This is a genomic window from Bradyrhizobium sp. USDA 336 (assembly GCF_044908355.1).
GTDB classification, from domain to species: domain Bacteria; phylum Pseudomonadota; class Alphaproteobacteria; order Rhizobiales; family Xanthobacteraceae; genus Bradyrhizobium; species Bradyrhizobium yuanmingense.
Genome location: NZ_JBIYDC010000002.1, coordinates 7963883 through 7976856, shown reverse-complemented (window position 1 = coordinate 7976856; position 12974 = coordinate 7963883). Strand labels below are relative to the sequence as shown.

The window sequence follows — 12974 nt, the reverse complement described above, 5'->3', positions numbered from 1 at the left end:
GTTCGACTGAAATAGTGAGCGTGAGCGCGGCCGACTTTTCGTGACGCGAAGAGACCGCTCCAGATGCATTTGGACCGTTCGAGCGAACGGCATGAACATGCGCTAGCCTTCTCTGCACACCGTCTTGGGTGCCTTTCATCGGTCTAGATCTGCTCTTGCTCGGTATTGACGAGACACGGCGGCACCTTTTCCTCGTCATCTCTGCCGATGCTTGCTCGAAAAAACGAAATGCCGCCGACATTAAAGACCTGCTGGGATGTCGTGACTCCCATTTTTGATCCTGGGTCTTGCGTGAAGACCGCCTCGGCTCACTGCAAAATCGAACGCACAAGTGGCAAATCAGAAAGCCTCGGGCGGCTTGCACATGTCCGAGGAAACTGCCTGGCACCCGAGCTCGCGGCAGACTTTGTCTCTGGGCTCCGGAGGGCGCCGCCCTGCGTGGTGCTTTTCGTACGACCTTGTACCATCTCCGACAAAATGTCTGGACCTGAACGACCCATAGTAATCGTTGCCCGACTAAGATGGCACTTATCCCGATTCTTCGCGATCTCGAGGTGGCGAAGCAATGGTACGACGCTTGCTTAAGGATGAAGCGAAGTCCCGGCTTCATAAGCACATTAGGCATGGAAACGACCCGCCAGATCGGCTCCTTAAAAAATTGGGTGACTATATGTCCGGTGTCGCCGGTGCGTTTCTCTGCTCTTCAACCGAACCATCGCCGCGTGTTGTAAATCAGTTGAAGACTATGATTCCGACACTTGCACTGCGTGGGCAAGCAGGTGTCGTAGTCGCTGCTTTCATGCAAGAGCGTGGGATCCGATATGGAAGGGCATTTCAATCGGCCGATAATTCAGTACGCATTGACTGCATCGAACAAGATCCGCGCTTTCGGCCTCATGTTGCAATCGCGCAGATCCGTAGCAGATCCTGTGGATCTGGAGGTGATGGCGATATGCAGCCAATTCCCGCCGGTACAGGCACCAGCGGCTATTTTGCAATTTCTCTGGATGGTGCTTTTGTCAATGCTGATGAACTAAGGGACGAATTATTGGCGCACGAGCAACTGACAGACGCCAACACAGACTCCGATCTCTTGCTAAAGTGGATTGAACGCTTTTGTGAACGAGACTACTGGCGCCACGGTTTACCCGCAAACTACGAGGCCATCTTTCGCGAAATTGATGATCGTGTCGACGGCGCCATCAGCGCGCTCTTGATAGATAGGGACGGAAATCTTGTTGCATACCGCAGTCGAAGTGGTTTGCGACCATTGGAGACTATGCGCACGGACAACGGATTTTTGCTCTTTGCCTCTGAAAATTGTGCCTTCGCCGGCTTGAAAGGTAAGACCCAGCAGCTCTTGCCTGGGAGCATACAGCGTGTGGACGCGAAGACGGGCGACAGCGTTGACCATGCCCTGAACAGCCGACGATATAGGGCCAAACTCTGCGCCTACGAAACTCTTTATTTGGGAAGTCCGAACACGTCGGTCGAGGGCCATTCACATCTTCATACCCGTTACAACATCGGGCTCGCCTTGGGGAGAATCGTTGCCGAGCGAGTTCAAGCAGAGCCACTCGTGACGCCGCCAATCGTGTCCTCCATGCCAAATACTGGGGGGCCGTACGCCGATGGTCTGTTTGACTCTCTCGCCGAACAGGGCGTGCTCGCCGAGCGTGATGACGTAGTGGCAACGCACTTTCTGGAGCGAACGCTCCTCGGCAGACCCAGGGGCCGGCAAGCTCGTATCGCTCAGAAGTATCGGGTGTCGGAACCTGCCGTCGCTAGACGGACCATAGTAGTCGTCGACGAGGCACTCATTCGAGGCGATACCAGCCAAGCCGTCACAACAATGCTCCTTGCCGCCGGAGCCAGAGCCGTACATTGGGCGATCGGTTCGCCACCTATAGTTGCTCCAAACTACTACGGCATGGGTATTGAAACGCTAGATGAGCTCGCATTCTGGCAGGCATTGAAGCGACTGCCGCCTGAACTGCGCGCCCAGTGCCTTCGCTTCCACAGGATGGACTTGCCAGTCCTCAGAACCATTGAAAGCAACATTGCGACAGCGATCCAAGCAGCGACAATAACTTATCTGCCCTTCCGCGCCCTAGTATCCGTACTGGCCGACAGGCTAGAGGGCATCGATTTGTCACCCTTCACGTTCGAGATGCCGACCCCCGCTGGACGGCAGCGCGCGGACAGAAGCTTGGAGGCGTTGCTGGCCGCTCTTCCTGTTAATCCTTGTCTGGGGTCAGGATCATGAAACCCGCCCTCGTATTTGACTGGAACGGAACACTGCTCGATGACACGTACGCGCTGCTCGAAACGACCAATGTAATTTTGGGCCATTTTGGTCATCCGCGCATCGATATAGACACCTTTCGAGAGCATTGTGATGTCCCCCTCTCTCGTCTCTTTCGTAGCCTTGGAATGTCGCAGGAGGAGATTGCGGCAGTAGAGCGTGACGAGGGCGCACTGTTCCACGACACATACGAGCCTCTTGCGGAAAAAGCCGATTTACGTGAGGGGGCGCGCAGAGTGTTCGAGTTAGCGCGCCGGGAATCCGCTCTACTCATCATCGTTAGCAACCATATAGTCGTGCCTCTACAATCCCAGCTGAGGAGACTTGGAGTTGATAACTACATCACCGATGTGCTCGCCTTTGAAAGCCGCGCCACGCAGTACAAATCGATGAGCAAAGGAGAGCGGCTTCGCCTTTATATGCACAGGTACAACCTGAATCCGTCCTCAACCTTCATCATCGGCGATATGCCCATCGAGACTGATATTGCGCGCAATCTCGGGCTGACAAGCATATCCATTACAGGTGGATTTGTTTCGGCGGCGCGCCTGGAAGCCGCGCGTCCAGATTACACCATCAACAACCATCACGAGCTATTGCCCATCCTACAAAGGCATGGCTTTTTTCGGAATGCTAAATCATGAGCAAGGGATCATCAGCATACGCCTCTCCCAATACGATCAAGCAGAGCATAGGCCTAATCGGAGCTGGGCGCATGGGAACAGGTATAGGCATCAGCCTATTACGTCGCCAATGCGAGCTCTATATCAAAGCCAACAGGAACCGGTGTGGTGCTGATCGTCTAACTCGTGCAGGGGCCCGCGAACATACTTCGATCGCTGAGTTGGCGCAGCATGTAGGCGTCGTCATTTTGTCCTTACCATCCAGCCGTGAAGTTGAGGCGGTGTGCCTGGAGCAAGATGGACTGTTTGTCCATATGTCCCAAGGCGGTTTGATAATCGATTGCACGACCTCTTACCCTGCTTCGACGATTGCATTGGCCAAAACAGCCGAAAAGCTAGGTCTGAGCTTTATTGATGCACCGGTAACACGGAGCCCCGAACAAGCGGAACTCGGCCTTCTCAACGCGATGGTTGGCTCGGATCCAAAGCTCTTTCCTATCGTTGAACGCATTCTCGCTGCATTTTGCGAGACCGTTATGCATGCTGGAGATGTTGGAGACGGCCACAAGCTCAAGCTTGTTTACAACAGCATGACTATGGGCATAGCTGCGGTCGCCGCCGAGGTCTGCCAATTTGCTAATAGTCTTGAGATGGATCTTGTAACCCTCCGCTCTTTGGTCGGACGCGGCTCCACAAACAGCGGGATATTCCAAGCTTTCGCGGCCTTTCTGCTGGGTGAGAAACCAGATGTATTGGCAATCTCTATTGCGAATTCTGCAAAGGATATTGAGTGTGCTGTGCGCCTAGCGCGGGAGAGTGCCGTTTCCGTGCCGGTGCTCGGCGCTGCCGCCGAGAAATTGAACCTCTCGGTTGCGGCGGGTAAAGGTGAACTGACCCTACCGCATTTGGCTCGATCGTAAACTCTTACGTAAGAGCGCGAGCAATGCTACTTTCTCACGTTGCGGGTTCGTGTGTCGTTGTGCGCAATTCCCAACCGTGAGCGATGATCTTGCAAAGCTTGAGCGTAAGCTTGAAAGCGGGGCGGTGGCATCATGGGTACGCATCCGGCGACGGCCCCCGGCTAGGCCGTTTTTGGCGGAAGGCTGATCGCACTTAAGCGGCGTGAGCGACGCTTTGAGGCTGCCACTTCCAAGGCAGCAGTTCGTCAATGCGCTTGGTAGGGTGATCCGGCAGGCGCGCCAGCACATCGGCAAGCCAAGCCTGCGGGTCGATGTCATTGAATTTGGCGGTGGCGATGAGACTGTAGATGGCAGCCACACGCCGGCCGCCCTCATCGGACCCGGCGAAGGTCCAATTTTTTCGCCCCACGGCGACCGCCCGTAGCTCACGCTCAGTAGCATTGTTCGTCATGCAAAGCCGTCCGTCATCAAGGAAGCGGCCAAATGCATCCAAGCGGTTGAGACAGTAATTGATCGCTTTGGTCGTATCGTTGTTCCTGGAGAGCTTGGCGCGCTGCTCGCGCAACCACGACTCCAGCTCGACGATCAGGGGCCGGCTACGCTCCTGGCGCACACGCAAACGCTCCTGCGCAGTAAAACCATTGATTTCGCGCTTGATGGCGAACGGAACATCGATGCGCTTGACCGCCTCGGCCGCGATCGGCGCCTTGCCGAGCCGCGCGAGACCAAAGAACTTGCGTCTGCCGTGCGCCCAGCACGCGGCCTCGATGGTCGGGCCGCCCTTGCGATTGGCCTCGTAGAGCCTGCCAAAGCCGGCGTAGGCGTCGGCCTGCATCAGTCCGGCATAGCCTGCCAGATGCTGCTCCGGATGCGCACCGCCACGGTCGGGCGAGTAGAAGAACATTGCCGCCGGCGGGTCTGGGCCGGCAAACGGACGTTCGTCGCGCACGTAGGTCAGAGCCGGCCGGTTCGGGTCAACGCTCACGACCGCGCCTCTTAAGCGAAGCCGCTTGAAGTGATTTGGGACCTACTCCTGAAAGTCGATCCCGAGGGGCCTACCCTCATCGCTGCCACAGCTTGTGCAGACAGATTTTCAGATTATTTCGATCATCCTTTCCGTGTGCTCCTGCAGCACACTGTCGTCCCCGTGGATGCGCTCGGCTGCGAAGACATGGCTCCGGATCGCGTCGACCAGAGGCATCAGGGTTACCGCGGAGGCACCTACCCAGTCCGCGAGCGTCGATACGTCGAGATCGATGCCTTCACGCTGGTAGACGTCGCCCTGACGATGAAGCGGCAGGTGCAGGCCGTACTTGGGGCACCATCTAAGCTGTTGATATTTCTCGATGTAACAGTCATTCCCGCTCCTTTTTTTTCCAGTGTTCGGGGCTGCGCGCCGCTATGGCTTATGTGTCAGGGGTTCGAGCCAGTGGAATCGCGTTTCCCGTGGCGCATGTTTGTCGTCACGTTCGTGTAGCCAGCCGCAATCGCGGAGACTATCTCCACTGGCTGCGCAGCTTCTATTCGGAAAGCACCGGGCGCGTCGCGCGTCGGCCGACCGTTGCGCTCCGAACGCAAGGTCACACGTTCGAACCGGTGTCGGGTGCGCCAATTCCCTAGGTTGTACAATGCGATATCGCGCCGGTACCGAAACTTCAGCTTCGCCATATTCGAGCGAGCAAGCAATCTGGAGAAAAATCGCACTCCTGTCCGCACTGCGCTTGCACAACTGTCTGCGCAGACTCGATCATTTCTCTAAGACTGCGGCCAATGAAATGGCCCGAAAAAGAAACGAGGGCCGAGGGCCCTCGCAGTTTGGGAGAAAGAGAAACATGCAGCTTCGAGACGCCGTCATGACATGGTTGGCATGACAAATTCAGCACCTGCTCGTATTCCTGTCGGCCAGCGGCTGGTCACGGTCTTCATTCGCGTATTGAAGCGGACGCCTTCAGGGCCGTGCATGTGGTGGTCGCCGAAGATCGATGCTTTCCATCCACCGAAGGAGTGAAAGGCCATCGGCACCGGAATCGGAACGTTGATGCCGACCATTCCGACCTTAATCTGATGGGCGAATTCACGCGCGGCATCACCATCACGTGTGAAGATGGCGGTGCCATTGCCGAATTCGTGTTCATTGATCATGCGCGCGGCTGTCGTGTAGTCCGGCGCTCGAAGGACTGACAGCACCGGTCCGAAGATCTCTTCCTTGTAGATCTTCATGTTCGGCTTGACATGGTCGAACAGGGTACCGCCCACGAAGAAACCATTCTCATAGCCCTGCATCCTGAACTTGCGTCCGTCGACCAGCAACTTTGCACCCTCGGCGACACCGGCATCGATATAGCTCCTTACCTTCTCCAGGTGCTGCCTCGTGACGAGAGGCCCCATCTCCGCTTCGCGGTCGGTACCCGGCCCGACCTTCAGGCCTCGAACCTTGGGTTCGAGCGCAGAGATCAGCTTATCCGCCGTCCCCTCGCCGATCGGCACGGCAACCGAGATCGCCATGCAGCGTTCGCCGGCGGAACCGTAGGCGGCCCCCATCAACGCATCCACCGCCTGATCCATGTCGGCATCGGGCATCACGATCATGTGGTTCTTGGCGCCACCCAGCGCCTGGCAGCGCTTCCCGGTGTTCGCGGCCGTCGAATAGATGTACTGCGCGATAGGCGTGGAGCCCACGAAGCTGATCGCCGAAATATCTGGGTGATGCAGCAGCGCATCGACAGCTTCCTTGTCGCCTTGCACCACGTTGAACACACCGTCCGGCAGACCGGCTTCCTTCAGCCACTCCGCCATGATGAGCGACGCCGATGGGTCGCGCTCAGATGGCTTCAGAATGAACGCATTTCCGCAGGCGAGAGCCACCGGGAACATCCACATCGGAACCATGACCGGGAAATTGAAAGGCGTGATTCCGGCGACAACACCGAGCGGCTGGCGAGTAGAATAGCTGTCGACGCGGGTACCGACATTCTCGGTGAGTTCGCCCTTGAGGAGCTGCGGAGCGGCCGTGGCAAACTCGACCACCTCCATTCCGCGCTGAACTTCCCCGAGAGCGTCAGAGTGAACCTTGCCGTGCTCGGAGACGATTACGTCGGCAAGCTGATCTGCGCGATCCTCGACGATCCGCAGAAAGCGATTGAGGACGCGTGCACGCCGAAGAGGCGTCGTGTCGGCCCAACCCTGCGCCGCCCTCTTCGCGGCGGATACCGCGTCCGCCACCACGGCCGCGTTGGCGGCCACAACACGGCCCGTCTGCTCACCCGTTGCCGGGTTGAAGACGGGCAAACTGCGTTCAGTGCCGCTCGGGACCTGCTTGCCATCGATGAAATGATTGATCTGCGTGACCACGAACGTCTCCCTGTTGATTTTGGTCAGATGCGCGCCCTCGAGTCAGGCCGCTTTCATTCCCGCCATGTATTTGCCGATCACGCGCTTGTCGGCGCCTTCGGCTGACACTTCATGGACTATGCGACCCGCGCTCATGACGAGGACCCTGTCGACTAAGCCAAGCAACTCGTCGAGATCCTCCGAGATGAGTAGCACTGCGGTTCCGCGATTCCGCGCCTCGAGGATCCGGCGGTACGTTTCTTCGCACGCAACGAAATCAAGCCCGAACGTTGGATTGGACGCGACCAGCAGGCGAACGTCCTGCGTGAGCTCCCGCGCCAGTACGGCCCGTTGCACGTTGCCACCGGACAGCGTGCTCATGCTTGCGGTCAGGCTAGGCGCCTTGACACGAAATTGAGCGACCAGCCTCTCGGCCTGCTGGGCGAGCGCGCCGTAGTTCATTGCGATACCACGGCAGAGCGGCACCCGATCGAAATTACGCAGGGCAAGGTTCTCGGCCAGCGACATGCGGTCGATGCAGGCGTTCTTCAGGGGCTCTTGCGGCAGTCCATAGACGCCGAGGCGGGCGATTTCCCTTCGCGTACCGTTGAACGGCGAGCCGGACACGGTCATCGTACCGCTTCGATCCCGCTGCCCCATCAGGGCCTCGACCAACTCCAACTGTCCATTTCCGGATACCCCGGCAATCCCGACAATCTCCCCTGCCCGCACCTCGAGCGAGAGATCTTTCACAGCGGGAAGACCATTGTCGCCGTTCACGCGGAGGTCGCTGATGGAGAGGATAATATCGGACCTCGGCGGCGATTTCGGCGCGTGCTGCACCATCTTGCTGACGGGCTCTCCGATCATAGCTTCCGCCAGAGCGTCGTCCGTCAAATCGGCGACGGCGCCCGTTCTCACCGACGCGCCTCGACGCAATACCGTCACGTCGTCGGCGAATCGGCGCACTTCATGGAACTTGTGGCTAATCAGGATGGCGCTGAGTACGCCCGTCCGTGTCAGGCTGCGAACATGGCCGAGCACTTCATCGGCTTCTGCCGGCGTCAGCACCGACGTCGGTTCGTCCAGGATGAGTAGCTTGCGCCCGAGATAGAGCTGCTTGACGATCTCGGCCTTCTGCTTCTCGCCCGCAGAGAGCTGTGAGACGCGTACATCGAGTGGCACGTGAAACGGAAGCTTCTTGGTGACTTCGGCCAGCCGCCTCAGCTCGCTTTGCCAGTTGATATAGGCCGGCAATCTCGCACCGCTGACGACGAGATTCTGCGCCACCGTCATCGACGGCACGAGAGTGAAATGCTGATACACCATGCCGATGCCGAGCGCATCGGCATCCTTCGGCGAGTTTAGCCGGTGCTCGCGCCCATCCACCTGGATGTGACCCTCGTCCGGATGATAAAAGCCCACGAGGCATTTGACCAACGTGCTCTTGCCGGCGCCGTTCTCCCCTAGCAGCGCATGGACGGTGCCCGAGCGGATCAGTAGCGACACGTTGTTCAAAGCGAGATTCGCTCCGAAACGCTTCGTCATGTTCCTGAGCTCGACTTGCGGAGCGGTCATCGGACTATCCTCCCAGGATGAATTCCCGTCACGGCGCTTCTCACCGGTGCAGCTTGAGTTCGCCCGGCGCATCGGCGAACGGAGCGGCGCGCGACGTCGAGGCAACCATGATCGCCAGCGTCAGGATGTAGGGGGCTGCATTGAACAGGTAGTAATAGCCGGTCACGCCAATGCCCTGGAGCGCAGGACCGAGAGCGCCCGCCCCGCCGAACAGCAGCGATGCGCCCAGCGCGTTGACCGAACGCCAGCGCGCAAAGATGACGAGCGCGACGGCCATGATGCCTTGGCCACTCGACAGGCCTTCGCTCCAGCTTCCCGGATACGAAAGCGACAGGAAGCTGCCGCCGATGCCGGCGAGAAAGCCGCCCGCCATGGTCGCGATGATTCGTACCCGCAGTACGGGAAAGCCAAGCGCGCGTGCGGCATCCTCGCTATCTCCCACCGTACGCAGCATCAGCCCCCAGCCGGTCCTGTTCAGGAAAAGGTAGACCGCAAAAGCCAGTGCAATTCCGACGAAGAACAGTGCGTTGACGTCCAGCGCAGCTCGCACCTGCGGTACGGTCGACCAAAATCCGAGTCCAATCGAGGGAAGCGGCGGCGCTTTGGGCTCGATCAAGGGTTTGCCCAGGAAGAACGCGAGGCCCGTCCCTAGCACGATCAGGCTGATGCCGATCGCGGTGTCATTGACGCGCTTCACACTGCACAAAAGGCCATGCAGCAGCCCGAATGCCATTCCGGCAAGTCCGGCCGAAAGCACGCCGAGCCAGGGCGAGCCGGAGAGGTAAGAGATCGCGTACCCCGCCATGGCACCGAGCATCAGAGTGCCCTCGAGGCCCAGATTGATACGGCCCGATTTCTCGGTGATCAGCTCACCGATGCTCACGAAAATGAAGGGTGTCGACACACGGATCGCCCCACCCAGGATCGCGAGCGGCAGCGCAAGCCAGCCGATTGATGTACCGTCCATGCCTTTACCTCCGCGTCGTTTCTCGGAGTTGTTGCGCAATTGCATCCGCGACGAGGACGCAGACGAAGATCAGCCCCTGAAACACCAGCATTGTCGCATCCGGCAGTCCAAGACGTCGTTGCAGCAGGCTGGCGCTCGCCTGCATGCCGCCGATCAACAGCGCGACAGCGACAATCGCAAGCGGCTGGTGCCGCGCCAGGAATGCGACGAGGATTCCGCTATAGCCGTAGCCGACGATGAGCGAGGAGTTGGCCGTCCCCTGCACGGCCGCCACCTCGATGGCGCCGGCAATTCCCGCCATGCCGCCTGCCACGACCGAGGCACCGATGATCCAGCGGTTAACGGCGAGGCCCATCATCTTCGCGACTCGGGCACTTCCACCGACCACCCGCAGCGCAAAACCCCAACGCGTGTAGCGGAGCACGACGTGGGCGATGACGGCCAGCGAGAGACTTGCCGCAAGCCCCGCGTGAACGCCAACACCGGGCATCACCGGCAGCATGTAGGAGGGATCGATCGGGTGGGTCGATGGCTTGTCGAGGCTTGCCGGGTCGCGGAGCAGACCTTCCGTCAGATGATGAAAGATTGCGATCCCGATATAGGACAGCAGCAGACTCGATATCGTTTCGTTGAGGCCGCGATACTGGCGGAGCACGCCCGCCAGACCGAACCAGAGTCCTCCAATCAAGGCGCCGGCCAGCGACATCAGGAGCTGCATGGGAAGCGCGTGCGCCCCCGCGAACGGCAACGTCACAACGGCACCCGCGAGCCCGCCCAGCACCAAGGCTCCCTCGCCGCCGATGATCACCAGCCCCGCTTGGGCGGGGATCGCAACGGCGAGTCCCACGAGGACAAGAGGAGCGGCGCGCGACAAGGTATCCTGCCAGGCGAAGCTACTGCCGAAGCCGCCCTGGACGATCAGACCGAACACCGTGACGGGGTTCTGTCCGTACAAGGCGACGAACGCCGCGAAGATGGCCGACGCAAGCAGCACCGCCAGCACAGGCAAGGCCAAACCGAGTTGGGCTGCGGTTACTGGCGGACTCGATGGCCCGGGTTCGATTCCGGAGATCGAAGACAAGGGCGCCTCCTAGACTTGGCCAATGATGCCTTCGACGAGATAATTGATGCCATCCAGCACACGGTCGTTGCTGCTCTGCGTAGTTCCGGCAGGGATGACGACGTTGCCCTTGTTGTCCTTGAGCGGGCCACTGTAGATCACGCGCGTGCCGCCGATGAGGTCTGCCCGCGCCGTCTCGGCCGCTGCGCGCGCCTCAGGCGTAACGAGTTTCCCGAACGGGCTGTTCTTGACGAAATGATCGCCAAGCCCGGCACGGAGATAGTGCTCCGGCTTCTTGCCGGCACGCACGCTGCCGGCATAGACGAGGTAGGGCGTGATCCAGTTCCACTCGGCCCCGGTGAGATAGCCGTTGGGAGCGACATCCGCCTGACTCGAGTGGTAGCCGCATGACATGACGCCGCGCTTCTCCGCCGTCTCGATCACGACCTTCGGGCTATCGACCTGGGCGGCGATGACGTCGGCCCCCTGGTCGACCAACGTGTTCGTCGCTTCCGCCTCACGCACAGGAAGCACCCAGTCACCAGTGAAGATGACCTGCACCTGAATGGCCGGATCGACCGAGCGCGCGCCAATCGCGAACGCGTTGATGCTGCGCAGAAGATTGGGCGTCGGCTTCGCAGCGACGAGGCCGAGCTTCTTGCTCTTCGTCATGTGGCCGGCGACGATTCCCGAAATGTACTGCGCCTCGAAGATGTAGGCGTAGAACGTGCCGATGTTCTCGGGCATGCCAGCCGTCCACACGCCGCCGGTGTGAGCGAAGGTGACGTCCGGATACTTGGCCGCCATCTCCAGAACGTGCGGCTTGAAGTAGCCAAAGGACGTCGCCAGGATGAGTTGAGCGCCGTCCTGACGGATCATGCCTTCCATGCTGCGCTGGGCCGCAATCGTTTCCGGAACGCGCTCCTCCTCGACCAGCTTGATACCAGGCTGTTTCTTGAGCGCCGCGGCGGCCTGCGCGTGGGACTGGTTGAAGCCGTAATCCTGCTTGGAGCCGGAGTACAGAACTCCGACGGTGAGCGGCGTCTCCGCAAGAGCAACGCTACTCTTGAGAACGAATGGTGCGGAGCCGGCAGCGGCCAGCATCTGGAGCACCGAGCGACGGTCGACAGGCTTCAAAGTCATGTTCCTCTCCGTTGAAGATTGCAATCAGCACGTCACGACGAAATTCGTTCGGCAGCAGACAGCAGGCCGGGCGCACCACATGCGATGAGATCGGCTTCAAGCTCCCGTCTTTCAGCAGCGGACAGCGGCGTGACTGGCGAGCGCACGGCGCCGCCGGCAAGGCCGATCAGATCGCACCAATGCTTGACCGCTGCGTTCGGCATGTGACCGCGCTTCAGCGGGTCCATGATCCATTTGTTGAAGATGATCCGCTGCGGCGCGAGTGAAGCACAGATGCGTGCTGCTTCTTCCGTTCGTCCAACCGCCAACAGAGCCACGTATTCCGCGATCGGGCGAAACTCGCCGCGTTGATAGAGGTAAGGCTCGGGGTCGGCAAAGAGGATCGACTGACCCTCGGCCTGCATGTTGGCGAAGAAGTTCTCTTCCAGCGGGTCCGACACTAGCACGCCGTTTCGCGCAGCCTGCCGAAGCGCCGCGTTCTCGGCTACATTGCCTGTCGTCTTCAGGAGCTTGAGATTGGATAGCGAGCAGAGCTGCGTGAAAACGCCGGGATCCAATGGACTGCCCGCGGCGGTTCGCGCGTTGAAGATGACGATCGGCATCTCCAACCGGACACAGATGTGGTGCAGATACGCGAACTGCTGCGCAGGGGATCGCGGCCCGGAGGTTGGGACCATGAGCACAGCGTGGCTGACGCCAAGCCGGCGCGCGTGCTCGCCGAGATCGATGGTTTCTTCCACCGAGGGACCCGAGATCACCACGGAAACCCCAAGGCGCCCCCCCGCCTCGTCTGCAATGACCTCTATGACACGCTTTCTCTCCTGCAGCGTGAGCGACCAGACTTCGCCGATCAGCCCATTACAGAACACGCCCGCCAATCCGGTTGCGATGTAGTGGCGGACGTTCCGGCGGACTCCGGCCTCGTCGATGGCACCGGAGGCCTCGAAGGGCGTGTGAATCGCCGCCCAGATTTCCGGGATGTTCTGCCCGATCGACATGCTCGCTCCCTATAAACCGACCGGTTTATTCTATTTATCATGATAAACCG

At 59.7% G+C, this 12974-nt stretch carries 10 protein-coding genes and 1 pseudogene; 3 read left to right on the top strand and 8 right to left on the bottom strand.

Annotated elements, in window-relative coordinates; all coding sequences use genetic code 11:
- The first annotated feature begins 565 nt into the window (after positions 1-565).
- The 3 genes from ABIA45_RS38015 to ABIA45_RS38005 are packed head-to-tail and all read left to right on the top strand — an operon-like array spanning position 566 to position 3848.
- A complete protein-coding gene (locus ABIA45_RS38015; RefSeq protein WP_370157822.1) occupies positions 566-2266 on the top strand; it encodes a hypothetical protein in 1701 nt (566 codons plus the stop codon).
- Positions 2263-2949, top strand: a complete 687-nt coding sequence (locus ABIA45_RS38010) for an HAD family hydrolase (RefSeq protein ID WP_404655436.1) — start codon at positions 2263-2265, stop codon at positions 2947-2949. The genes ABIA45_RS38015 and ABIA45_RS38010 overlap by 4 nt, the downstream gene beginning before the upstream one ends.
- Positions 2946-3848, top strand: coding sequence for an NAD(P)-dependent oxidoreductase (locus tag ABIA45_RS38005; RefSeq protein ID WP_404655434.1), 903 nt, complete (start codon positions 2946-2948; stop codon positions 3846-3848). Before ABIA45_RS38010 ends, ABIA45_RS38005 begins: the two co-directional genes overlap by 4 nt.
- 193 nt (positions 3849-4041) lie before the next feature.
- On the opposite strand, the pseudogene tnpC reads toward ABIA45_RS38005, so the two are convergent.
- The 8 genes and pseudogenes from tnpC to ABIA45_RS37965 all read right to left on the bottom strand — a co-directional run.
- Positions 4042-4803 (bottom strand): annotated as a pseudogene (tnpC, locus tag ABIA45_RS38000) (IS66 family transposase); the annotation flags it as partial.
- Between the two features lie 138 nt (positions 4804-4941).
- Positions 4942-5106: a transposase gene (locus ABIA45_RS37995; protein WP_404655851.1), complete on the bottom strand. Its 165-nt coding sequence runs from the start codon at positions 5104-5106 to the stop codon at positions 4942-4944.
- A gap of 593 nt (positions 5107-5699) precedes the next feature.
- Entirely contained in the window at positions 5700-7199 is a 1500-nt protein-coding gene (locus ABIA45_RS37990; RefSeq protein ID WP_036008310.1) for a CoA-acylating methylmalonate-semialdehyde dehydrogenase, read from the bottom strand.
- A 42-nt stretch (positions 7200-7241) separates the two neighbouring features.
- Positions 7242-8756: an ABC transporter ATP-binding protein gene (locus ABIA45_RS37985; RefSeq protein ID WP_036008313.1), complete on the bottom strand. Its 1515-nt coding sequence runs from the start codon at positions 8754-8756 to the stop codon at positions 7242-7244.
- A gap of 40 nt (positions 8757-8796) precedes the next feature.
- Positions 8797-9723, bottom strand: coding sequence for an ABC transporter permease (locus ABIA45_RS37980; protein ID WP_225125409.1), 927 nt, complete (start codon positions 9721-9723; stop codon positions 8797-8799).
- A gap of 4 nt (positions 9724-9727) precedes the next feature.
- A complete protein-coding gene (locus tag ABIA45_RS37975) occupies positions 9728-10726 on the bottom strand; it encodes an ABC transporter permease (protein ID WP_240538142.1) in 999 nt (332 codons plus the stop codon).
- A gap of 87 nt (positions 10727-10813) precedes the next feature.
- Complete coding sequence (locus tag ABIA45_RS37970; protein WP_036008372.1) at positions 10814-11926, bottom strand: BMP family ABC transporter substrate-binding protein; 1113 nt, start codon at positions 11924-11926, stop codon at positions 10814-10816.
- Between the two features lie 32 nt (positions 11927-11958).
- Positions 11959-12924, bottom strand: coding sequence for a dihydrodipicolinate synthase family protein (locus ABIA45_RS37965; protein WP_036008374.1), 966 nt, complete (start codon positions 12922-12924; stop codon positions 11959-11961).
- Between the last annotated feature and the right edge of the window lie 50 nt (positions 12925-12974).

Coding starts and splice junctions, on each gene's coding strand:
- ABIA45_RS38015 (WP_370157822.1), top strand. CDS start 566: ATGGTACGACGCTTGCTTAAGGATGAAGCGAAGTCCCGGCTTCATAAG.
- ABIA45_RS38010 (WP_404655436.1), top strand. CDS start 2,263: ATGAAACCCGCCCTCGTATTTGACTGGAACGGAACACTGCTCGATGAC.
- ABIA45_RS38005 (WP_404655434.1), top strand. CDS start 2,946: ATGAGCAAGGGATCATCAGCATACGCCTCTCCCAATACGATCAAGCAG.
- ABIA45_RS37985 (WP_036008313.1), bottom strand. CDS start 8,756: ATGACCGCTCCGCAAGTCGAGCTCAGGAACATGACGAAGCGTTTCGGA.
- ABIA45_RS37980 (WP_225125409.1), bottom strand. CDS start 9,723: ATGGACGGTACATCAATCGGCTGGCTTGCGCTGCCGCTCGCGATCCTG.
- ABIA45_RS37970 (WP_036008372.1), bottom strand. CDS start 11,926: ATGACTTTGAAGCCTGTCGACCGTCGCTCGGTGCTCCAGATGCTGGCC.
- ABIA45_RS37965 (WP_036008374.1), bottom strand. CDS start 12,924: ATGTCGATCGGGCAGAACATCCCGGAAATCTGGGCGGCGATTCACACG.